The 24,279-nt window shown below is 63.6% G+C and carries 16 protein-coding genes; 14 read left to right on the top strand and 2 right to left on the bottom strand.

All coding sequences use genetic code 11. From position 1 onward, the window contains the following. The first annotated feature begins 6 nt into the window (after positions 1-6). From edd to Q1A53_RS02215, 11 genes are all read left to right on the top strand, one after another. Entirely contained in the window at positions 7-1,812 is a 1,806-nt protein-coding gene (edd, locus tag Q1A53_RS02265; RefSeq protein ID WP_299962489.1) for a phosphogluconate dehydratase, read from the top strand. A gap of 15 nt (positions 1,813-1,827) precedes the next feature. Further along, a complete protein-coding gene (eda, locus tag Q1A53_RS02260; protein WP_299962488.1) occupies positions 1,828-2,469 on the top strand; it encodes a bifunctional 4-hydroxy-2-oxoglutarate aldolase/2-dehydro-3-deoxy-phosphogluconate aldolase in 642 nt (213 codons plus the stop codon). 33 nt (positions 2,470-2,502) lie between these two features. Next, positions 2,503-3,429 (top strand): carbohydrate kinase, encoded by a 927-nt coding sequence (locus Q1A53_RS02255; protein ID WP_299962487.1) that lies wholly within the window; start codon positions 2,503-2,505, stop codon positions 3,427-3,429. 99 nt (positions 3,430-3,528) lie between these two features. Beyond that, positions 3,529-5,952, top strand: a complete 2,424-nt coding sequence (locus Q1A53_RS02250) for a glycogen/starch/alpha-glucan phosphorylase (RefSeq protein ID WP_299962486.1) — start codon at positions 3,529-3,531, stop codon at positions 5,950-5,952. 15 nt (positions 5,953-5,967) lie between these two features. Next, a complete protein-coding gene (gene glgB / locus Q1A53_RS02245) occupies positions 5,968-8,160 on the top strand; it encodes a 1,4-alpha-glucan branching protein GlgB (protein ID WP_299962485.1) in 2,193 nt (730 codons plus the stop codon). Between the two features lie 41 nt (positions 8,161-8,201). Next, a complete protein-coding gene (gene glgC, locus Q1A53_RS02240) occupies positions 8,202-9,461 on the top strand; it encodes a glucose-1-phosphate adenylyltransferase (protein ID WP_299962484.1) in 1,260 nt (419 codons plus the stop codon). Between the two features lies 1 nt (position 9,462). Further along, positions 9,463-10,914, top strand: a complete 1,452-nt coding sequence (gene glgA / locus Q1A53_RS02235) for a glycogen synthase GlgA (RefSeq protein WP_299962483.1) — start codon at positions 9,463-9,465, stop codon at positions 10,912-10,914. 7 nt (positions 10,915-10,921) lie between these two features. Continuing rightward, positions 10,922-13,012: a glycogen debranching protein GlgX gene (glgX, locus tag Q1A53_RS02230; RefSeq protein ID WP_299962482.1), complete on the top strand. Its 2,091-nt coding sequence runs from the start codon at positions 10,922-10,924 to the stop codon at positions 13,010-13,012. 4 nt (positions 13,013-13,016) lie between these two features. Continuing rightward, complete coding sequence (malQ, locus tag Q1A53_RS02225; RefSeq protein ID WP_299962481.1) at positions 13,017-14,999, top strand: 4-alpha-glucanotransferase; 1,983 nt, start codon at positions 13,017-13,019, stop codon at positions 14,997-14,999. 11 nt (positions 15,000-15,010) lie between these two features. Continuing rightward, positions 15,011-16,642 carry an alpha-D-glucose phosphate-specific phosphoglucomutase gene (locus tag Q1A53_RS02220; protein WP_299962480.1) on the top strand — a complete coding sequence of 544 codons (1,632 nt, stop codon included), beginning with the start codon at positions 15,011-15,013 and terminating at the stop codon, positions 16,640-16,642. A gap of 119 nt (positions 16,643-16,761) precedes the next feature. After that, entirely contained in the window at positions 16,762-18,021 is a 1,260-nt protein-coding gene (locus Q1A53_RS02215) for a cytochrome c peroxidase (protein WP_299963058.1), read from the top strand. Positions 18,022-18,185: 164 nt separating this feature from the next. Here Q1A53_RS02215 and Q1A53_RS02210 read toward each other — a convergent pair whose 3' ends face one another. Next, positions 18,186-19,661 (bottom strand): CRTAC1 family protein, encoded by a 1,476-nt coding sequence (locus Q1A53_RS02210; RefSeq protein ID WP_299962479.1) that lies wholly within the window; start codon positions 19,659-19,661, stop codon positions 18,186-18,188. Next, positions 19,658-20,914: an ROK family protein gene (locus tag Q1A53_RS02205; RefSeq protein WP_299962478.1), complete on the bottom strand. Its 1,257-nt coding sequence runs from the start codon at positions 20,912-20,914 to the stop codon at positions 19,658-19,660. Before Q1A53_RS02205 ends, Q1A53_RS02210 begins: the two co-directional genes overlap by 4 nt. Positions 20,915-21,117: 203 nt before the next feature. Between Q1A53_RS02205 and xylF the strand changes: the two genes are divergently transcribed. The 3 genes from xylF (at position 21,118) to Q1A53_RS02190 (ending at position 24,278) form a co-directional block, all read left to right on the top strand. Beyond that, complete coding sequence (gene xylF, locus Q1A53_RS02200) at positions 21,118-22,143, top strand: D-xylose ABC transporter substrate-binding protein (RefSeq protein ID WP_299962477.1); 1,026 nt, start codon at positions 21,118-21,120, stop codon at positions 22,141-22,143. A 99-nt stretch (positions 22,144-22,242) separates the two neighbouring features. Next, positions 22,243-23,532 (top strand): sugar ABC transporter permease, encoded by a 1,290-nt coding sequence (locus Q1A53_RS02195; RefSeq protein WP_299962476.1) that lies wholly within the window; start codon positions 22,243-22,245, stop codon positions 23,530-23,532. Then, positions 23,532-24,278 (top strand): ATP-binding cassette domain-containing protein, encoded by a 747-nt coding sequence (locus Q1A53_RS02190; protein ID WP_299962475.1) that lies wholly within the window; start codon positions 23,532-23,534, stop codon positions 24,276-24,278. The genes Q1A53_RS02195 and Q1A53_RS02190 overlap by 1 nt, the downstream gene beginning before the upstream one ends. Position 24,279: the final 1 nt, after the last annotated feature.

Here is a 24,279-nt window from a genome sequence, read left to right as displayed (position 1 = left end):
ACCGAGATGAAACTGAACGACACCATCACCCGCGTCACGGACCGGATCATCACCCGCAGTGAAGGACCGCGGGGCGATTATCTGGCCCGCATGCAGGCGGCGCGCGTCAAAGGACCGGCGCGCGGCCATCTGAGCTGCAGCGGGCAGGCGCATGCCTATGCGGGCGCGGGCCCGGATCAGGACAAACTCGCGACCGAGCAGGCACCCAATCTTGCCATCGTGACGACCTATAATGACATGCTCTCGGCCCATCAGCCGTTTGAGCGCTACCCGGAGGTCATTCGCGAAGCGGCGCGCGAGGTGGGGGCGACGGCGCAGGTTGCAGGCGGCGTTCCCGCGATGTGCGACGGTGTCACGCAAGGGGAGCCGGGCATGGAGCTCAGCCTCTTCTCCCGCGATCTCATTGCCATGGCGACGGGCATCGCCATGACCCACAACACCTTCGATGCAGCGGTCTATCTGGGCGTCTGCGACAAGATCGTGCCGGGCCTGATCATCGCCGCCCAGACCTTCGGTCACATTCCAACGGTCTTCCTGCCCGCGGGGCCCATGACCTCCGGCCTCTCGAATGAGGAGAAATCCCAGGTCCGCCAGAAGTTCGCCGCTGGAGAAGTGGACCGCGCCGCCCTTATGGAGGCGGAGATGGGCGCCTATCACGGACCCGGCACCTGTACCTTCTACGGCACGGCCAACACCAACCAGATGCTCATGGAATTCATGGGCATGCATCTGCCAGGGACCAGCTTCGTCACGCCCAATACCGGCTTGCGAGATGCGCTGACCAAGGCGGGTGCACAAGCTGCAATTGCCCACAGCGACCTTGGCGACAATTATCTTCCCGTCTGCGATGTGTTGGACGAAAAAGCCTTTGTGAACGGGATTATCGGGCTCAACGCGACCGGAGGCTCCACCAACCTGCTCATTCACCTCGTTGCCATGGCACGCGCGGGCGGGATCATCCTCGACTGGCAGGATTTTTCGGATCTGTCCGAGGTCACGCCTTTGCTTGCGCGGGTCTATCCCAACGGTCTTGCGGATGTGAACCACTTCCACGCCGCGGGCGGTCTGGGCTTCATGATCGGTCAGCTGCTGGAGGCGGGGCTGTTGCACGGCGATACCAAGACGGTCGCGGGCGGCGGTCTGGAGCTTTACACCCAGGAGCCCAAGCTGAAGGACGGCAAGGCGGTGTGGGAACCCGGAACGACCCACAGCCTCAACGAGAAGATCCTGCGCCCTGCAACGGATCCTTTCCAGTCGACGGGCGGGCTGAAACGCATGAGCGGGACGCTTGGCAACGCGGTCATGAAGGTCTCGGCCGTCAAACCCGAGCACAGAATCGTCGAAGCACCGGTGCGCATCTTCAACGATCAGGAAGAAGTGAAAGCCGCCTGCAAGGCCCGCGAGATCGAGGACGACACCGTTGTCGTCGTGCGCTTTCAGGGGCCCAAGGCCAACGGCATGCCGGAGTTGCACAGCCTCACGCCGCTTTTGAAAAACCTGCAAGCGCGCGGGATCAACGTAGCGCTGGTTACGGACGGGCGCATGTCAGGCGCTTCCGGTTCCGTGCCCGCCGCGATCCACGTCAGCCCCGAGGCGTTGGACGGTGGCGCCATCGCCAAGCTGCAGGATGGCGACATCCTGCGGGTGGACGCCGTTGCAGGCGATCTGAACATCCTGACGCCCGGTGTGCTCGACCGGGCGCCTGTCACGATCAATCTGGGCGCCAATGAATACGGGCTGGGCCGTGAGCTTTTTGCGCAATTCCGCCGGTCCGTCGGCACGGCGGATACTGGCGCCAGCGTTCTGTTCTAGGAAAGGACTTTCTCCATGACCCCCTTAGAGGCGAGCAAACGCGCGCGTGAGATCTGCATGCTGGCGCCCATCGTACCCGTGCTGGTCGTCGAGGATGGCGCCACCGCCCAGCCCTTGGCCGAAGCGCTCGTCGCAGGCGGTCTGCCCGCGCTAGAGGTGACGCTGCGCACGCCCGCAGCTCTCGATGCAATTGCGGCCATGGCCAAGGTGCCGGGTGGCGTTGTGGGAGCCGGCACGCTGGTCACACCCGAGGATGTCAAGAACGCCAAGGCCGCAGGCGCCACCTTTGGTGTCTCGCCGGGGGCCACGGACAAGCTGATCGCGGCCTGCGAGGCCGAAGGCTTGCCGTTGCTGGCGGGTGCCGCCACCGCGTCGGAGGCAATGCGGCTGCTGGAACGCGGCTATGACATGCTCAAGTTTTTCCCTGCAGAGGCCTCGGGTGGCGCGCCTGCGCTCAAGGCGATCGGCGCGCCCTTGCCCCAGATCTCCTTTTGCCCGACTGGGGGTGTCAGCCCGCAGAACGCGCAGAGCTATCTTGATCTGCCCAATGTCCTCTGCGCTGGTGGCAGCTGGGTTGCCCCCGCGGCGATGGTCAATGCGGGCAACTGGTCCGGGATCGAGGCGCTGGCCCGCGATGCGGCCACGCTCAAGGCCTGAGACCGGTGCGCGCGCACCGGAAGGAGTAAGAATATGATCTTATGTTGCGGTGAAGCGCTGATCGACATGATCCCGACAACGGATGCAAACGGCCGTGCGGGGTTCACGCCGCACGTGGGCGGTGCGATCTTCAACACGGCCATTGCCCTCGGTCGTCTCGGCCAACCCGCGGGGTTTCTGACGGGCGTGTCGGAGGATCTCTTTGGGGTTCAGCTGATGCAGGGTCTGGCCGACAGCCATGTGGATTGTAGCCATGTTTTGCGCTCTCATCTGCCGACGACACTGGCCTTTGTGGAGCTGACCAACGGTCAGGCGCGCTATACGTTCTATGACGAAAACACCGCGGGGCGGATGTTGGACCCGGAGGCTTTGCCCGATCTCGATGAGGCGGTGCAGGCGCTCTACTTCGGCGGTATCAGCCTGATCAGTGAGCCCTGTGCGGAGTTCTACGCAGCGCTGGCCGCTCGCGAGGCGGAGCGGCGGCTCATCGTACTGGACCCGAACATCCGCGCGGCGTTCATCCGGGACGAGAGCCGGTACCGCGCGCGGCTGGAGCGGATGATCGCGCTCGCGGATATGGTCAAAGTGTCGGACGAGGATCTGGACTGGATCGTGCCTGGGCAGGACGATCTGGCTGCAAAGGCCGCAAACCTGCGCGCTTCCGGACCGTCGATTGTCGTGGTGACCCGCGGGGCAGAGGGTGCTACGGCCTTTGCGGCAGGGGGCGTGAGCGTCGAGGTGCCGGCGCGTAAGGCCACGGTGGTCGACACCGTGGGCGCGGGCGATACCTTTAACGCAGGCTTGATGGCCCAGTTGAACCAGATGGGCCTGTTAAACAAGCAGAACGCCTCTGACATCAGCGCGGAGGCCCTTAAGTCAGCCTTGTCACTAGGCGCACAGGTGGCAGCGATTACCGTGTCCCGCGCGGGAGCGAACCCGCCCTGGGCAAAGGAGCTATGACCATAAAACGGGTATTTTTCGAGGTCGAAACCCGATAAACGGTCCCAAATTTCATCGACGGGTATCCTCCCCAACCCGTAAACTGTAAAAAGAGATCATATGTCCGTACCCCAGTCTCCTCTCGTGTCGGTCGAGCAATTCAGCGCCGATCTTCTGCGTCATCTGAAACACTCGCTCGGCAAGGATCCCGAGCATGCTGCAACCTACGACTGGCGCATGTCGCTGTCGCTGACCCTGCGCGATCACGTCGTCGATCCGTGGTTCGAGAGCACCCGCAAGACCTATGAGGCCAAGGGCAAGCGCGTCTATTACCTGTCGATGGAGTTTCTGATCGGTCGGCTGGTGGAGGATGTGGCCGTGAACCTCGGTCTGGACGAAGTAGCTGAACAAGCGCTCGAAGGTCTGGGCCAGAGCTATGGCACCGTCGTCGCCAATGAACCCGATGCGGCCCTCGGTAACGGCGGTCTGGGGCGTCTGGCGGCCTGCTTCATGGATTCGCTCTCCACCCTCGGGATCCCGGCCTATGGCTATGGCATCCGGTACGAGCACGGGCTTTTCGAGCAACATTTCGAAAACGGCGCACAGATGGAAACGGCTGAGACATGGCTTTCCCAGCGTCACGCATGGGAGTTCGAGCGGCCCGAGGTCAGCTATCCGATTGACTTCGGCGGGCATGTGAGCAGCGAGAGCGGTAAAATCGTCTGGCATCCGGCGGAAACGGTGATGGCGTCGGCCTATGATACGCCGGTCATCGGCTGGCAGGGTCGCTGGGCCAATACGCTGCGGCTGTGGTCTGCCAAGCCCACCACCGCCTTTGATCTCGCGAGCTTCAACCGCGGCGACTACATGGCCGCGAGCGCGCCCGAAGCGCTGGCCCGCACCATCAGCCGCGTGCTTTACCCCGATGACACCACCGAGGTCGGCAAGGAGCTGCGCCTGAAGCAAGAGTATTTCTTTACCGCGGCTTCCATCCATGACTTGCTGCGGCGCTTTCTCAGTGAAGGCGGCGATCTGCAGGAGCTGCATGACCATGTGGCGATCCAGCTGAACGACACGCATCCTGCGATCGCGGGACCGGAACTGGTGCGTCAGCTGATCGACCTGCACGGGATGGAGACGGCGCAGGCCATTCGCATCGCGCGCGCGTCGCTGGCCTATACCAACCACACCCTGCTGCCCGAAGCGCTGGAGCGGTGGCCAGAGGATCTCTTTATCCGGACCCTGCCGCGTCACCATCAGCTTATCCAATTGATCGAAGCCGGGCACCTTGCGGAGTCCGGCAGCGAGGTGCGCATTCTGGAGCATGGTGAGGTCAAGATGGGCGAGCTTGCTTTCGTGATGGCGCACCGGGTCAACGGTGTCTCCGCGCTCCACTCCGATCTGGTGAAAGAGACGGTCTTTGCCGATCTCAATCGCGACTATCCGGGACGGATAATCAACCAGACCAACGGCATCACGCCGCGCCGCTGGCTTTATACCTGCAACCCGCCTTTGCGCACTCTGATCAACGATACCATCGGCACCAGCTGGCCGGACGATCTGCAGCAGCTTGAAGGGCTGACCGCTCATGTGAACGACGCTGGGTTCCTCGACGCATTCCAGACGGCCAAAGATCTCAACAAGGCGCGGCTGGCCAAATGGCTCAAGGACCGTGACGGGGTCACGCTGAACACCGACGCGATGTTCGACGTGCAGATCAAGCGGATTCACGAATACAAGCGCCAGTTGATGAATCTGCTGGAAACTGTCGCGCTGTGGAACGAGATCCGAGAGAATCCGAACGGGGACTGGACCCCGCGGGTCAAGATCTTTGGCGGCAAGGCGGCCCCCGGCTACGTGGTTGCCAAGGAGATCATCCACCTGATCAACGATGTGGCCAAACACATCAACGCCGATCCGGCGACCAAGGAGTTGCTGCAGGTTGTCTATCCGGAGAATTACAACGTCTCCATGGCGGAAGTTCTGATCCCTGCCACGGATCTCTCCGAGCAGATCTCGACTGCCGGAAAGGAGGCCTCCGGCACCGGGAATATGAAGTTTGCCCTGAATGGCGCGCCGACGATTGGCACGCTGGATGGCGCAAACGTGGAAATCCGCGACTGTGTCGGGGCCGAAAACTTCTTTCTTTTCGGGCTGACAGCCGCGGAGGTGACCGCCCGGCGGGCGGAGCCCAACTACGCCCGCCGGGCAGTGGAGGCGAGCCTGCGTCTGACCCGTGTTCTGCAGCAAATCGAAAGCGGCGTCTTCTCAGCCGAGGACAAGAACCGCTATACCGGATTGGTGCAAGGGTTAATGGATCACGATTATTTCCTCGTGACTTGTGATTTCGACAGCTACTTTGACACACAGCGGCAGGTGGACCGAGCCTTTGCAGACGCACAGGCCTGGACAAAGATGGCCGCGCTCAACACGGCGCGTGTGGGCTGGTTCTCGTCTGACCGGACGATTGCGGGCTACGCGCGTGACATCTGGAACGCACCCAGCCTGATCGGGCCCCGGGGCGCTGCAAAGGATGTCGCCTGAAGAAGGGAGAGGGGCTTGGGACTATCACCTCAGGATGCGGGCGCGATCACAGCCGCGCGCCACAGCGATCCGTTTTCGGTACTCGGTCTGCATGAAGAGGATGGCAAATGGGTCATCCGCGCGCATGTTCCGGACGCCGACAGTATCGAGGCGGTAGACCCCAAGACCGGACGCCGGATCCTGGCGCTCAAACCCGTTTCAGACGGGCTTTTCGAGGGGGTCGCCAGTCGCCGCAAGAACCGCTTTGCCTATCATCTGAAGATCAGCCAAGGCGATCACAGCTGGGTGGCGGATGATCCCTATCGCTTTGGTCCCGTGATGGGCGACTGGGACGAATACCTGCTGGGTGAAGGAACCCATCGGAAGCTCTGGAAGGCCCTCGGTGCTCATGTAATGACGCACGAAGGTATCCGGGGTACGCATTTCGCGGTCTGGGCACCCAATGCGCAGCGGATCTCCGTTGTGGGGGATTTCAACACCTGGGACGGACGGCGGCACCTGATGCGCCGCCGGGGCGCCACCGGGTGCTGGGAGATCTTCATTCCCGGCATCGGGGATGGCGAGATCTACAAATACGAGGTGGTGGGCCAGGACGGGCAGGTGATGCCGCTTAAGGCCGATCCGGTGGGCTTCGGCGCAGAGCATCCGCCGCGCACCGGTTCGGTCGTGCGTGATCTGTCGGTGCATGACTGGCAGGATGCCGACTGGATGGACCGGCGCGGCGCGATGCAGCGGGTGGATCAGCCGATCTCCATCTATGAGGTGCATCTGAGCTCCTGGCGCCGGGTGCCGGAGGAGGGTCACCGCCCACTCAGCTACCATGAGCATGCCGATCAACTGGTAAGCTACGCCAAGGATATGGGCTTTACCCATCTGGAACTGATGCCCGTGTCGGAGTTTCCGTTCGACGGCTCCTGGGGGTACCAGCCCGTGGGCCTTTATGCGCCGACCATCCGGCACGGCACGCTGGCGGAGTTCCGCGCCTTTATCGATGCTGCCCACCGTGCAGGGCTCGGCGTGATCCTCGACTGGGTGCCGGGGCACTTCCCAGAAGACCCGCATGGTCTGGCGAAATTCGACGGCACCGCACTTTACGAACACGCCGACCCAAAGGAAGGGTTCCATCCTGACTGGAACACCATGGTCTACAACTACGGGCGGGCCGAGGTGTCCAACTACCTGATCGCCAACGCGCTCTACTGGCTGCAGGAACATCACGTGGACGGGCTGCGCGTGGATGCGGTGGCCTCCATGCTCTACCGGGATTACAGCCGCAAGGACGGCGAGTGGATCCCCAACAAAGACGGCGGGCGCGAGAACTACGAGGCCATAGATTTTCTGCGCGCCATGAACACCGCGGCCTATGGCGAGACCGACGGCATCATGACCGTGGCAGAGGAAAGCACCGCCTTCCCGGGCGTCAGTGCGCCAGCGGACACAGGTGGGCTCGGTTTCGGGTTCAAATGGAACATGGGCTGGATGAACGATACCCTGCGCTACATGGCCGAAGACCCGGTTCACCGTAAATATCACCATTCCAAGGTGACCTTCGGCTTGCACTACGCCTTTTCGGAGAATTTCATTCTGCCGATCAGCCACGATGAGGTGGTGCACGGCAAAGGCTCGCTGCTCGATAAGATGGCGGGGCAGGGTTCGGACAAATTCGCCAACCTGCGCGCGTATTATGGCTTCATGTGGGGACATCCGGGCAAGAAGCTGCTCTTTATGGGCTGCGAGTTCGCGCAAGGCATCGAATGGAACCACGATGGCAGCCTCGACTGGCATTTGCTGGACGCGCCCGAGCATCGCGGGATCCAGACGCTGGTGCGGGATCTCAACACGCTTTATCGCGACACCCCCGCGCTCTATGCCCGCGACGCCAGCCCCGATGGGTTCGACTGGGTGGAGGAGAACAACAGCGATCAGTCCGTCTTTGCCTGGGTGCGCAAGGGGACAGAGGCCGATGCGCCGATGCTTGTGGTCTCGAACTTCACCCCCGTCGCGCGGGAGGCGCGGCGCATCGGGGTACCGGAGGCGGGCCATTGGGTAGAACGGCTCAACACCAACTCGGAGTTTTACGGAGGTGACGGTCGCGGCAACATGGGAGGTGTTGACAGCGACGAGGTGGCGGCGTCCGGGCGGGCGCAGTCCATCGAGATCACGCTACCGCCGCTCTCGACGCTCTTTTTTGAGCTCAGGCGCGGCTGACCAATGGCGTGAAAGATCAATAAACGGGGGAGAGACACAAAATGGACCGAGAAACACAACGCCTTGCGCAGCAGACAATGGCCTATGTCCTGGCGGGCGGGCGTGGCAGCAGGCTCTACGAGCTGACTGACAGGCGCGCCAAACCGGCGATGTATTTCGGCGGTAAAAGCCGGATCATCGACTTTCCCCTGTCCAATGCCGTCAACTCCGGCATCCGGCGCATCGGCGTGGCCACGCAGTACAAGGCCCATTCGCTCATCCGTCATTGCCAGCGGGGCTGGAGCTTTTTCCGTGCCGAGCGCAACGAGAGCCTCGATATCCTGCCAGCGTCCCAGCAGATGGACAATGAAAACTGGTACAAGGGCACGGCGGATGCGGTGGCCCAGAACCGCGACATCATCGAAGGCTACGGGCCCAAGTATATCGTGATCCTCGCGGGCGATCACATCTACAAGCAGGATTATTCGCTGATGATCCGCCACCACGTGGAGAGCGGCGCCGATGTGACTGTCGGCTGCATCGAAGTGCCGCGCATGGACGCCACCGCCTTTGGTGTGATGAAGGTCGATACTGAGGACCGCATCCTTGATTTCGTCGAAAAGCCCGCCGATCCGCCCGCCATGCCCGGTGATCCGGATCAGGCGCTGGTCAGCATGGGCATTTATGTCTTCAAGACGGACTACATGTTCGAACTGCTCGATGAATGTGCCACCGACCCGGACTACAATCACGACTTCGGTGGCGACGTCATTCCCCGGATCGTGCGCGAGGGCAAGGCGATCGCCCATCCCTTCAGCCGCTCCTGCGTGCGCTCGGGCAACGAGGAAAAGGCCTACTGGCGCGATGTGGGCACGGTCGATGCCTTTTGGCAGGCCAACGTCGATCTGACGGATTTCACGCCCGAACTGGATCTCTTCGACACGGAATGGCCCATCTGGACCTATTCGGAACTGACAGCACCCGCCAAGTTCATTCACAACGAAGAAGGGCGGCGGGGTCAGGCGGTCTCCTCCATGGTTTCGGGAGGCTGCATCATCTCCGGCTCCAGCCTGGAGCAGTGCCTGCTCTTTACCGGTGTCCGAACCCGGTCGTTCTCTCAGCTCAACGGTGTTGTGGCGCTGCCCTACGTGGAGATTGAGCGCAACGCCCGGCTGACCAACGTGGTGATTGACCGCGGCGTGGTGATCCCGCAAGGACTTGTGGTTGGCGAGGACGCCGAAGAGGACGCGCGCCGCTTCAGACGCACCGCCAACGGCGTCTGCCTGATCACCCAGCCCATGATCGACAAACTGGATCTATGACTTGAAAGTTCTCAGCGTTGCTTCGGAATGCGCGCCCTTCGTCAAGACGGGCGGGCTGGCGGATGTGGTGGGCGCACTGCCCAAGGCGCTGGCACCGCTGGGTGTGTCCATGCGCGTGTTGCTGCCCGGCTACCCCGCGCTCGGTCCCTTGCTGAAAGAGGGGAAAACGCTTTGGGAGGCGGAGCATCTGCCGGGCGGACCCGCGCGGCTGGTGAGCGTGGAAAGCGGCGGTATTGATTTGCTCTTGCTCGATGCGCCGGATCTCTACGACCGGCCGGGCAATATCTATCTGAATGGCGACGGGCAGGACTGGTCCGATAACGCGCAGCGTTTCGCAGCCCTCTCCATGGTTGCCGCCAAGGTGGCGACAGGCGCGCTGGCCGACTGGCAACCCGATCTGGTGCATCTGCACGACTGGCAGGCGGGTCTCACCGCCGCCTATCTGCACCAGTCGGAAAACCCACCGCCCTGCATTACGACAATCCACAACATCGCCTTTCAGGGTCTCTTCGATCCGATCCTGATGACCGATCTGTCGCTCTCCTCCGCCCTCTATACATCCGAGGGCATCGAGTATTTCGGCCGTATCAGCTTCCTCAAGGCCGGGCTCGTCTACGCCGACCGGATCACGACCGTCAGCCCGACATACGCAGCCGAGCTGATGCAGCCGGAGTTCGGCATGGGGCTGGAAGGGCTTTTGAGCGCGCGTAGCGCGGATCTCTCCGGCATCCTGAACGGGATCGATCTGGACGTCTGGGATCCGGAAAATGACCCTGCGCTGGCAGCTCCCTATTCGGTGAAACGGCTCAAACCCAAGGCTGAGAATAAGGCCGCTGTCTTGCGCCGCTTCGGGTTGCAGCCCGGGGGTGACGGCCCGCTCTTTTGCGTGATCAGCAGGCTGACGACGCAAAAGGGGCTCGACTTGCTGCTAGACGCCCTGCCTGCCCTGGTGTCACGTGGTGCGCGTCTGGCGGTGCTGGGCAGCGGCGATGCGGGACTGGAGGCAGGCTTTGTCTCCGCAGCGCACCGCTATCCGGGCTCTGTCGGGGTGATCATCGGTTATGACGAGCCGCTGTCGCATCTGATGCAGGGCGGCAGCGATGCCATCGTGATCCCCTCGCGGTTCGAGCCCTGTGGGCTGACGCAGCTTTATGGTCTGCGCTATGGCACCTTGCCGGTGGTGGCGCGAACGGGCGGGCTGGCCGATACGGTGATCGACGCCAATGAGGCGGCACGCGTCGCAGGCTGTGCCACCGGGGTGCAATTCGCGCCGGTCACTGCAGACGCGCTGGAACAGGCGCTGATGCGCACCTGCGATCTTTATGCCCAACCGCGGGAGTGGGCGGGGATGATGCGCCGCGCCATGCGTCATCCGGTGGGGTGGGACACGTCTGCCGCGGCATACCACCAGATCTACGCGGACGTTTTGAGCACGCGCGCGGCGCAGGAGTAACCCTGGCATGGGCCACAAGATCACCTCGGGCACACCTTTCAGGATGGGAGCCCATCATGACGGCGAGGGTGTCAACTTTGCCGTCTTTTCCGCCCATGCCACCCGGATGGACCTTTGTCTGTTCAGCCCCGATGGCCGGACAGAGACCGCCCGGCTGCGCCTGCCCGAGCGCACGGGCGATGTCTGGCACGGATATGTCCCGGGGTTGGCAACTGGCACGCTATATGGCTACCGGGCCCACGGCACCTATGCGCCCGAGCGCGGGCACCGGTTCAATGCCAATAAACTGCTGCTGGATCCCTATACCCGCGAACTCAGGGGCCGCTGGATCAACGACACCGCAACGCTGGGCTATGATCTGACCTCCAGCGCGCAGGATTTGTCCTTTGACAGTCGGGATTCCGCAGCATACGTTCCGAAATCCGTGGTGTCCGATCCCGCACTTTTCGAGAACGCAAGCCCACCGCTGCGCCGCGGGTGGGACAGCGCGCTGATCTACGAGGCCCATGTCAAAGGGTTGACGCAACAGCACCCGGATGTGCCCGAGGCGCAGCGGGGTACCTACGAAGGTCTGGCCAGTGACGCCATTATTGAGCATTTGCAACGGCTTGGTGTGACCGCGATCGAGCTGTTGCCGGTGCATGCCTTCCTCAACGACGGCTTTCTGCTCAACAAGGGTCTGTCGAACTACTGGGGCTACAACACCATAGGGTTTTTCGTACCCGAGCCGCGCTACTACGGCGCATCGGGACTGGCGGGCTTCCGCGAGATGGTAGCGCGGTTTCACGCCGCGGGCATCGAGGTGCTGCTCGATGTGGTCTACAACCACACCGCTGAAGGCGATCAGCGCGGCCCGACACTGTCGTTTCGCGGTCTGGACAACGCGTCTTACTACCGGCTGATCAGCGGTCAGCCGCGCTATTACGTCAATGACACCGGGACGGGCAACACGCTCAACGTGGCCCACCCGCATGTGCTGCGCATGGTGATGGACAGCCTGCGGTTCTGGGTGGAGTGCATGGGCGTGGACGGGTTCCGCTTTGATCTGGCCACGACACTCGGACGGGAACTGCACGGATTTGACGTGGGCAGTGGGTTTTTCGATGCGCTCCGGCAGGACCCGGTGCTGGCCGGTATCAAGCTGATTGCGGAGCCGTGGGACATCGGCCCCGGCGGCTACCGCCTGGGAGAGTTCCCGCCGAAATTCGCCGAATGGAACGATGCCTATCGCGACACGCTGCGCAGGTTCTGGCGCGGCGATGCGCACAGCGCTCAGGAGCTTGGCGCGCGGTTGCTGGGATCCGCGGGAGAGTTCGATCACGGTGGGCGCCGCGCGTCCTCCTCGATCAATTTCATTGCGGCCCACGACGGGTTTACGCTGGCGGACATGACCCGCTACAGCAAGCGCCACAATGAGGCCAATCTCGAAGACAACCAGGACGGTCACAACGCCAACTACTCCGACAACTGCGGGGTGGAGGGGCCCAGTGACGATCCCGAGATTACCGCCCGCCGCCGGATGCGCGCGCGCAACATGCTGGCCACGCTCTTTCTGTCGCAGGGCACACCGATGCTGCTGGCGGGCGATGAGATGGGCAATTCCCAGGCTGGCAACAACAACGCCTATTGTCAGGACAATGAGATCGCCTGGCTTGACTGGGTTGCCGGCGATGCGGAACTGACCGATTTCGTAGCAGAGCTTTCAGCGCTGCGGCGCGACCATCCCGCCTTGCGTCAGACACGGTTTTTGCACGCGGCGCTGCGCCCGGCAGATGGATTGCCGGATGTGGCATGGTCCGATTTCGAGGGCCATCCGCTCAATTGGCGCGATCCCGGTCTGTCCAGCCTCTGTGTGACGTTTCGATGCTCTGCCGAGGCAATCGTGCAGGAGCGGGACGACGACGTGGTCTTTGTGATCTTCAACCGCGGTGGCGCGCGCGCGGCCGTCGTGGTGCCGGAGGCCCCGGTGGGCAAACGCTGGGTCTACGGGATGGACAGCACGGGCAACGCCACGCGCGGTCATCCCGTGACAACTGACCGGATCGCCGTGACGGGACCATCCGTGATGGCGCTGACCCTCGCGCCGCTGGGAGGCTGAGGAGATGTCCGCCGACGATACCCTGTCAGCGCTGGCCGCGCGCTGCGGTGTCTTTGACCAGTTCCGTGACCTGAGCGGCGAGGATCGTGCAACAAGTCCGGACACGCAGCGCGCGCTGCTGCGCGCCGAAGGGCTGGAGGTGGACACCCCCGCGGCCGTAGCAGAGACGCTCGCGCTGCTGCGCGCCGAGGACGACGCCCGGCTCCTGCCCCGCGAACGGATCATTCCGGCAGAGCAGCCCTGCTGTTTGGAGATCGCCCGACCGGGCATCTGGCAGCTGACTTTGGAAGGCGCGACAGAAGCCTTTGCGGAAGGCAATGCAGAGGCGCGCATTGATCTGCCCGCCTTGCCCGCGGGCCTACACAGTCTGCAGCTGCAGGGCAAAGGTGCGCCGCAGGTCTGTCTGCTGATCGCGACCCCACAGCGAGCGCCGTTGCTCCCGCAAAAGACGGGTGTAGCGCAGGTCTGGGGCATGACCGCCGCCCTTTACGGCTTGCCGTCGCCCCGTAATCACGGGCTGGGTGACTTCGAGGATCTGGCCGTATTGGCCGAGGCGCTCGGGGCAGAGGGCGCGGATTTTCTAGGTATAAATCCCGTCCACGCGCTTGGTTGGGCGGCGGCGGACACCATCAGCCCCTATTCGCCGACACACCGCGGTTTTCTGAACACCGCCCATGTCGCCCTCGACGCGCTGCCGGGCGGTGGGAGTGCCAGAGCAACCGCTGGCGATCTGATAGACTATCCCGCGACCACCGCATTGCACCGCGCAGCCCTGGAGGCCGCTTTCGAGTGGTTTGAGACCAACGCGACCCGGAAGGAGCAGAGCAGTTTCGACGCGTTTGTCGCGGAGGGCGGTGAGGCGCTGGCCGATTTTGCACGGTTTGAGACCCTCAGTGCCGAGCACGGTGCGGATTGGCGACACTGGCCCGACCCCGACCGCCTGCCATCGCAGGCACCGGGCGATCCCGCGCGGTTGCATCTGTGGCTTCAGTGGCAGGCCCACGGGCAGTTGGCGACCGCCCATGAGCGCGCGCGAGGGGGTGGTATGGCGCTCGGGCTCTATCTGGATCTGGCCGTGGGCGCGCGGCTCGATGGGGCGGAAGCCTGGGCCGCCGGGGATACGCTGGCGCAGGGCGTCGCGCTCGGTGCGCCGCCCGATCATCTCAGCCCCGCCGGTCAGAACTGGCAACTGGCCGCCTATTCCCCGCGCAAGCTGGCGGCGGCAGGCTACGGGCCGTTACGTCAGGTCCTGCGTCAGGCGATGCGCCATTGCGGCGTGCTGCGGATCGACCACGCTCTGGGCCTCAATCGCAGCTACTGGATCCCCGAGGACGGCAGCCCGGGCGGCTATATCCGTCAGCCGTTCGACGCGCTGACGGCCATCATCCTGATCGAGGCGCAGCGTGCGGGCACACTTATCGTCGGCGAGGATCTGGGGCTGGTCCCCGATGGATTTCGCGACACAATGGCGGAAAAGGGCTTTTACGGCTACACGGTGCTGCAATACGAAAAAACGGCCAACGGCGCCTTTCGCGGACCGGATGCGGTGCGCCCGCGGTCGCTGGCCTGCTTCGGCACCCACGACACCCCGACCATCCGCGGCTTCTGGGAGGGGGCCGACATTGGCTGGTGGCGACGTCTGGACTGGATCGACAGCGACGGTGAGGCAGAGGCGACCCGCGTGCGCGCGGCGGAAAAGGCCGATCTGCTGGGCCAGGGGGTGGCCAAACTCGCGCGATACGGCCCCCAAGATCTGGCGGACCGGGTGCACGTCGATCTGGCCTCTTGTCCTGCGGCATTGGTGGCTGTGCAACTCGATGACGTGCTCGGCGTGCGCGAGGCCCAGAACCTGCCGGGCACCGTGGACGTCCATCCGAACTGGCGGCGGCGCAGCCCTGTCAGCACAGCAGATATCGCCACCCACCCCGCGACACAAAAAATTGCCCGTATCATGGCCAAGGCCGGACGCGGCGCCAGTGACAACTGAAAGGAGCACAGATGGACATTCAGACCATTTCCAAGGGGCCCTTCGAGGGGCAGAAACCCGGCACCTCGGGCCTGCGCAAAAAGACCCGCGTCTTTATGGAGCCGGGGTATCTGGAGTGCTTCGTTCAGGCCACGTTCAACGCCATCGGTGGTGCCGAGGGAAAGACTTTCGTCATGGGCGGGGACGGGCGATATTTCAACCGGCCCGCGATCCAGACGATGTTGCGCATGGCGGCGGCCAACGGGGCGGCAAAGGTCATTGTGGGGCAGGGCGGCTTGCTCTCGACGCCTGCGGTGTCGAACCTGATCCGGCAGCGCAGCACCGACGGTGGCTTTGTGCTGTCGGCCAGCCATAACCCAGGCGGGATCGATGCGGATTTCGGCGTCAAGTACAACGTCGCCAACGGTGGCCCTGCGCCCGAAAACATCACTCAGGCGATGTTCGAGCAGACGCAGAGCATCGCGGCCTATTACACCCTTGATACCGCCGACATCGACCTGAGCGCCGTCGGCACTGCGACGGTCGGCCCCATGACAGTGGAGATCGTGGATCCGGTCACGGACTACCAGGCGCTGATGGAAACGCTCTTTGACTTTGGCAAGATCCGGGCGCTTTTCGAAGGCGGCTTCACCATGCGGTTCGACGCCATGCACGCGGTGACCGGACCTTATGCCACCGCGATCCTCGAAGAGACGCTCGGCGCGCCTGCGGGCACGGTGATCAATGCGGTACCCAGCGAGGATTTCGGCAAGGGTCACCCCGACCCCAACCCGGTCTGGGCCAAGACCCTGATGGACGAGATGATGTCGGACACAGCCCCCGATTTCGGGGCGGCTTCCGACGGCGATGGCGACCGCAACATGATCGTCGGGCGCGGCATCTATGTGACCCCCTCAGACAGTCTCGCAGTTCTGGCAGCGAACGCCCAGCTGGCGCCGGGGTACACGGGTGGCCTGTCCGGCGTGGCGCGCTCCATGCCCACGAGTGCTGCGGCGGACAAGGTTGCCGAGCATCTGGGCCTTGCCGCTTTTGAAACGCCCACCGGCTGGAAATTTTTCGGCAATCTGCTCGATGCGGGCAAGGTCACGCTCTGTGGTGAAGAAAGTGCCGGCACCGGCTCCGATCACGTGCGCGAGAAAGACGGCCTCTGGGCCGTACTGCTATGGCTCAACGTCCTGGCAGAGCGGGATCAGTCGGTCGCGGAGATTCTGACCGATCACTGGGGGCGGTACGGGCGCAACTACTACTCGCGTCATGATTACGAGGCGGTCCCGACCGAGGCCGCGAATGCACTGATGGACGGGCTGCGGGGAAGGCTTGACGCGCTGGCCGGGACGGCTGCTGGTGGGCTGGATATCACCGGGGCGGATGAGTTCTCCTACCATGACCCCGTGGATGGCTCTGTCAGTCACAATCAGGGCCTGCGGATCTGGTTCGCGGGCGAAGCGCGCGCCGTGTTGCGCCTGTCGGGCACAGGCACCGAGGGGGCGACGTTGCGCGTTTATCTGGAGCAATACGCGGCACCGGGCGCCGACCATGGGTTATCGCCCGATGTGGCGCTGGAAAAGGTCCGCGACGCGGTGGTAGAACTGACGGAGATGCAGGCGCACATCGGCCGGACAGAGCCGGATGTAAAGACCTGAGCGGCACAAGCTGCTGGACGAAAGACGAAGCTGGCCGGTGGGCCAGTGCAGGGAGTTTGGTACAGGTGAGACGTTTTTTATGGGGCGCGATCCTTGGCGCTGGCAGTGCCGTGGCAGCCATGGCGCAGATGCCCGACCCGGTGACGGATGCGGATTATATGCCACTCGACCCGGCGCAGGTGCGGCTGGGGCAAATGCTGTTCTACGATCCGATCCTGTCGGGCAACCGCAATATCTCCTGCGCGACGTGCCACCACCCGAAATTTGCCACCGCCGATGGGGTCGCGCTGTCGCTGGGTGAGGGTGGCGTGGGGCTCGGCCCCGAGCGCCACGCCACCGCGCAAAACACGCCGGAGCAGCGCATCCCGCGCCATGCGCCCGCGTTGTTCAATCTGGGCGCACGGGAGTTCACGCGGCTCTTTCACGATGGCCGGATCGAGGTGGACCCGGACAAGCCTGGCGGCTTGCGCACACCGATGGGCGCGGAGATGACGGCGGGCTTTGCAAACCTGCTCTCCGCCCAGACGATGTTTCCGGTGCTGAGCGCGGATGAAATGGCGGGCCACTACAGCGAAAATGACGTATCGCAAGCAGTGCGCCAGGGCAGGATCACGGGCCCGGGCGGCGCGTGGGATCTTCTCTCGGCCCGGGTGGTAGAGACGCCCGGGTACGCGCCTCTGCTTGCGGCGGCTTTTCCCGGGCAGGAGCGGGTGGATTTCACCGATATTTCCGATGCCATCGCCGCCTTCGTGGCCTTTGAATGGCGCTCGGACACCAGCGCATTCGATGCCTATCTGCGCGGGCAGGGGGACCTGTCGCCGCAAGCGACGCGTGGCATGACCCTTTTCTACGGGTCCGCAGGCTGTGCGGCCTGTCACAGCGGGCCGTTTCAGACCGACCACGGCTATCACGCGATGGGCGTGCCCCAATTCGGACCGGGCAAGGCGGCGCGGTTCGAGGATCACGCGCGCGACACGGGCCGGATGCGGGTGACGGGCAAGGCAGAGGACGCTTATGCCTTCCGCACGCCGTCTCTGCGCAATGTTGCGGACACGGCCCCCTATGGGCATACGGGAAGCCACGCGGATCTGGCCGGGTTTATCGTGGCGCATCTGGATCCGCAGCGAGCCCTCGACCTGTTCGAACCGAGCACTGTCACGCTGCCCGTGATGGCCGGTCTTGACGACTGGCGATACATAGGTGACCCGGCGGAGCAAGCCCGCCTGCGCGCGGCCGTTTCCGTCCAGCCCAGAGAATTGGCCGAGGATGATGTGGCAGCGCTGGTGGCATTTCTGGGCAGCCTGAGCGATCCCGAAGCGCTTGGCGATCGGCTGGGCGTGCCCGATGCGGTGCCCAGTGGTCTGCCGGTTGACCGCTGAACCATCCCGCCTAAACCAGAGATACCCGACAGTTATACTGAAGCGCCGTTCCGAGGGGTGGCGCAATCGCGCCGCCCCGTGGGGGCGGAACGGCGCGGCGCAACAGTGCCTGTTGCGCGGGCGCTCTGAGCGAAGAGGGGTGTCTCAGGTTTGGACGGCATCCTTTAGGGGCGCATCTCCAGCCGCTGATCTGCCCGCACATCACGCACCACGCTCACGCGACCGTCAGGCCACGTGATGCGAATATCCGCGCGCGCTGCCGGGCCGAGACCAAAGTGCAGCGGGCCTGCCTGTCCACCGGCGTGCCCGCCGCCGACAGTCTGCTCCTGCACCTGAGTGATCTCGCCTGCCGTCACCTCCACCAGCGCGCCTACGGCGCGGGTGTTCGCCCCCTCCATCCGCAATTCCAGCGATAGCCAATGGCCGGTCGCTTCCGTCACATTGCGGTAAAGCTCCATCGGAGCGCGGCGGTTCATCACCACCAGATCAAGCCGACCGTCCAGATCGAGATCGGCCAGTGCCGCGCCGCGCGACCGCGCCACGGTCGCCACACCAGCGGAGACGGAGCGTTCCTCAAAACGTCCATCTGGTCCCTGGATCAGCAGGCTGTTGGGATCCTCCATCGCCAGCCCGGGCATCTGGTCCACGTTGCCCTTGGCGATAAAGAGATCGGGGCGTGCGTCGTTGTTCACATCCGCAAAACCCGCGTGCCACCCGGTCGAGGGGCGTCCGTCATCGCCCACATGCGGCCGCTGGGCGTAGGTGCCCTGCGAAAAAGGTGCCGCCTCGTACCTACCATCGGCTCGGGCGATTTGCAGCAGCTGATCCCCCATGGAGGTCAGCATCACCTCGGCCCGGCCGTCGCCGGTGATGTCCCGACTGGCAATGCCCATGCCCCAGAGCTGTGTCTCGGCCCAGCCATCCTCCGGCCCCAGAAAGCGCTGCTCCGTCAGGTCATACATCTGCTCCGATCCACCGCGCACGTAGTAGTGCCGGTCATTGGACAACCGCAGCCGTTTTACCCCACCGGCGTCCCGGGCAAACAGGATGGACAGCGCGCAGAACCCCGGCGAGAGCGTTTCCGCCCGAAAGGCTGCGCCCTCCCAGTAGTGCAGGCGGTTGTCGTCGCAGGCTTCGAACGGGCCTTCGGGATCGTCACGATCCACATAGTTGCCCACGGCCAACACCGGGCCTGTGGCCTCCCATGTCGCGGAGAAAGCCGTGGACCATGCGGTACCGCCGTCAAAGCCCAACGCCTCGTTGGCGGGGGTGAACCCGCATGACCCATCGCCGCGCAACAGCTGGTTTTCACCCACGCGCAGCAGCACCACATCGAGGTGCCCGTCGCCATCGACGTCGAGCGGATAGGCCCCGGTGACGCCGGTAAAGCGGGGTAGGGGGGCGGTGGAAAACCGCATCTCGCCGGCATTCACCATCAACATTGCCGCATTCTCACCACCCGCCGCCAGCAGATCGGGCAGCGTATCACCGTTGCAATCAAAGACGGCCACCCCGCCGCCCACAAAATGCTCCCACCCGCCGGTATAGCGGTGCTCGGGCAGGGTGGCCGACAGATCCTCAAAGCGGACCTCGGCCTGAACCCCATGCGCCAGCAGGCACAGCAGGAGTGCCGCTCTCATCGGCCTTCCGCCATGGCATCCGCAATCTCCGACAAGGCCAGTGCCGCAGCACCATGCGCCCACATGAGATCTCCCCAGGCGTGGGTTTCGACCTGCTGCGGCGCCGTCTGACGGTTAAGCGCGAGCCCCTGCATTTCGCGCATGACCTCATCGGCGTAGAGATAGTGATACTGCATCCGCGCACCCGCCAGAATGATCAACGGCGGATCAAAGAGGTTGACCACATTCGCCAGACCAAGGGCGAGAAACCGCCCGGCGCGGCGAAAGATCACGCGGGCCGCCTCGTTTCCCGCCTTGGCCTGCTCATAGAGCTGTTGCAGCATGACATCTGAGGCGGCGACCTCGGTACTGGCGGGGTCGAGCGCGGTAGAGGCCTCCCGCACCAGCGCATAATCGGCGATATAGGCCTCGAGACAGCCGCGCTGGCCGCATTGGCAAAGCGCGCCGTCCAGCTGCACCTTGGTGTGGCCCAGCTCCATGCCCAGCGATCCTGCGCCCCGGTAGAGCCGGTGGTTGATCACCAGCCCCATGCCGACGCCTTCCTCGACTGTGACCACGGCAAAATCTGCCATGGCGCGACCCTTGCCGAACCACAGTTCCGCCAAGGTGACGAGGTTGGCGTCGTTGTCTACGGCCACGGGCACGCCAAAGGCATCCTCCGCAATCCGGCGCAAGGGTTTGGCCCGGCAGGTCAGCAGCGGGGACCAGACCATCTGCCCACTGGCGTGATCAACGATCCCGGGCAGGCCAAGGCCAATGCATGCGATGTCTCCGCGTGCGAGATCGGCTTTTCGCAGCAGCATGTCCAGCACCTCCGCCGTCTCGGTCAGCACCTGATCAAGGCTGCGGCGCCTGGGCAGGCAGGGCAGGCTCGCCTCCGCCAGGGGCTGACCTGCGGCGTCGACCAGCAGCGCGGTATGCTGGAACCGCGACAGCTTGATCCCCACCACGTAGCCCGCATCGGGTTGCACCGAGAGCGCCACGGGCGGGCGCCCGCGGGTTGTGCTGCGGCTTGTATCGCTGTTTTCTTGTAACAGCCCGAGGTCCAGCAGTTCGCTCACCAGCGTGGTGATCGACGCAGGGCTGACCTTCAGTTGCTTTGCCAGATCGATCCGCGAGATCTGGCCAGCGGAGCGCACAGTCTCGAAAACACGGTGTCGCAGGTTGCTGCCCGGCGCATCCGGATCGGGTCGAATCGGACCGGCGCCGCCGCGGCTCTCGGCAAGATTGAGGTCCTGCAGATCGAGATCCATTTATTCACCCCTCTGAATATTAATGTACGATCTCCGCCCGTTTCCGGGAATTTATAGACCCATTTCAGCTGTTCGCCCGAAATAATAGCACAAATAGGACAGTTTTATTTTGACAGCTGAATTAAAACAGTCAATCCTTTGCGCCATGCCAGATCAAACAAAGGCATGAACAGTCAACAGAACTGTCCCACTGGGAGGATACAATGAAGAAGATGATGATTATGGGCGTTGCCGTGTCGGCAGCCCTGAGCACAGCCACCTATGCCCAAGACCTGACCGTCGGCGTGAGCTGGTCCAACTTTCAGGAAGAACGCTGGAAAACCGATGAGGCTGCGATCAAGGCAGCCCTCGATGCAGCCGGTGCCGAATACGTGTCGTCGGATGCGCAAAGCTCCTCGGCCAAGCAGTTGTCGGACGTGGAAAGCCTGATCGCACAGGGGGTGGATGCGCTGATCATCCTCGCACAGGACAGTGCGGCCATCGGTCCGGCTGTTCAAGCTGCCGCGGATGAGGGGATTCCGGTCGTTGGCTATGACCGCCTGATCGAGGATCCGCGCGCGTTCTATCTGACCTTCGACAACGTCGAAGTGGGCCGGATGCAGGCGCGGGCTGTCTTTGAGGCGCTGCCCGAGGGCAACTACGTGATGATCAAGGGCTCGCCCACCGACCCCAACGCGGATTTCCTGCGCGGTGGTCAGCAGGAAGTGCTGCAGGAAGCCATTGATGCGGGCAAGATCAACATCGTGGCCGAGGCCTACACCGATGGCTGGCTGCCCGCGAATGCGCAGCGCAACATGGAGCAGATCCTGACCGCCAATGACAACAACGTCGACGCGGTCGTGGCCTCCAACGACGGCACCGCGGGTGGTGTGGTCGCGGCGCTGACGGCGCAGGGCATGGAAGGTATCCCCGTCTCCGGTCAGGACGGCGATCACGCAGCCCTGAACCGGGTGGCCAAGGGCACGCAGACCGTCTCCGTCTGGAAGGACGCGCGCGATCTGGGCAAGGCCGCGGCAGAGATTGCCGTGTCGCTCGCCGGTGGCACCGAGATGGCGGATGTTGTCGACGCGCAGGAATGGACATCGCCCGGCGGCACCAAGATGATCGCGCGCTTCCTGACACCTGTTCCGGTGACAGCGGACAACCTGTCGGCCGTGGTGGACGCGGGCTGGATTGAAAAGGACGCGCTCTGCCAGGGTGTGTCCGGCGGTCCGGCACCCTGTAACTAAGCCCGACTGATGTGACGGGGTCCCTCTGCCGGAGGGGCCCCTGACCCTGGCTGCGCCCCGGCGCATGCTGTCCCTTGCCGTTCCGCAGGAGCCTTCCGAATGACCGATGTGTCCGCCCCGCAAACCAAGAAACGCACCGGATTTCAGGCGCTTGAAATCGATACCCGGCTGCTGGGCATGATCGGGGCCTTTCTGGTCATCTGCATTGCCTTCAATGTGCTGACCGAGGGGCGATTTCTGACGCCCCGCAACATCTTTAACCTGACCATCCAGACCGTGAGCGTGGCGATCATGGCCACCGGCATGGTCTTCGTGATCGTCACCCGCCACATTGATTTGGCCGTGGGTGCGCTGCTTGCAACCTGCTCGGCCTTTATGGCGATGCTGCAGACGCGATATCTGCCGGATCTCTTCGGGCTGGGTCTTGGCCATCCGCTGACGCCCTGGATCACCATTGCCGCGGGGCTGGCGCTCGGCACACTGATCGGGGCGTTTCAGGGCTGGCTGGTGGGATATCTGACGATCCCCGCTTTTATCGTGACACTCGGGGGTCTGCTCGTCTGGCGCAATGTCGCCTGGTATCAGACCAGCGGCCAGACCATTGGCCCGCTTGATCCCACCTTCATGAAGTTCGGCGGCATCAACGGCACGCTCGGTGAGACCTGGAGCTGGATCTTCGGCATACTCGCTGTGGTCTGGGCCATCTACGCGCTCTGGTCCGCACGCCGCGCCAAGATTGCCCATGACTTCCCCGTCAAACCCGCCTGGGCGGAGGCAACCATCGGCGCCATCATCGCCGCAGGTATCCTCGGGTTCATCGCGGTGCTGAACGCCTATGAGATCCCCTCGCGCCGGCTGGAACGCCTGTTTGAAGCGCGGGGCGAGGTCATGCCCGAAGGCTTCACCGCCTCTTACGGGCTGCCCATTTCGGTGCTGCTGCTGATCGGCGTGGCGATCGTGATGACGCTGGTTGCACAGCGCACCCGGCTAGGGCGCTATATCTTTGCGACTGGTGGCAACCCGGATGCGGCGGAACTGTCGGGGGTAAACACGCGGCTTCTGACGGTGAAGGTCTTCGCCATCATGGGTGCGCTCTGTGCGCTGTCGGCAGTGGTGGCCTCGGCCCGGCTGACCAACCACTCCAACGACATCGGCACGCTGGACGAGCTGCGCGTGATCGCCGCCGCGGTGATCGGCGGCACAGCACTCGCTGGCGGGATCGGTACGATCTACGGTGCCATCCTCGGCGCGCTGATCATGCAGTCGCTGCAATCCGGCATGGCGATGGTCGGCGTGGATGCGCCCTTGCAAAACATCGTGGTGGGCACCGTCCTGGTCGCCGCCGTGCTGATCGACACCATCTACCGTAAAAAGACCGGAGGCCGCTGATGACCCCCCTTTGCGAAATGCGTGATATCTCGATTTCCTTCGGCGGTGTGCGCGCGGTCGATGGCGTGTCTATCCAGGTGAACCCGGGCGAGGTCGTGGGCCTGCTGGGCCACAACGGCGCGGGAAAATCCACGCTGATCAAGATCCTGTCGGGCGCCTACAATGCCGATAGCGGCGAGATCTTCGTGGAAGGCCAGAAGGCCACCATCACCAGCCCGCGCGACGCGCGCCGGTACAACATTGAGACGATTTACCAGACGCTGGCGCTGGCCGATAACCTAGATGCCGCGTCGAACCTCTTTCTGGGGCGAGAGCTGACCAACTGGATGGGGTTTGTCGATGACGACCGGATGGAGGCGGAAACGCGCAAGATCATGGCGCGGCTCAACCCCAACTTTCGCAAGATCAAGGAGCCGGTCTCCGCGCTTTCGGGAGGACAACGGCAGTCGGTTGCCATCGCGCGGGCGGTCTATTTCAACGCCAAGATCCTGATCATGGACGAGCCTACCGCCGCACTCGGGGTGCATGAGACACAGATGGTGGCGGAGCTGATCCAGGAGTTGAAGAAACAGGGTTTGGGCATCTTTCTGATCAGCCATGACACGCGTGAAATGCTGGAGCTGTGCGACCGGGTGTCCGTGATGAAAAACGGCCGAATGATCGGCACGGAGCGCGTCGAGGATGTAACAGAAGACGATATCCTCAGCATGATCATCATGGGCAAAAAACCCGAAAAGGCGGCTTGAA

This window comes from uncultured Roseobacter sp., from assembly GCF_947496515.1.
Classification (GTDB): Bacteria; Pseudomonadota; Alphaproteobacteria; order Rhodobacterales; family Rhodobacteraceae; genus Roseobacter.
Note: the sequence above shows the minus strand (reverse complement) of the source record. Positions and strands in the feature narration are given on the sequence as shown.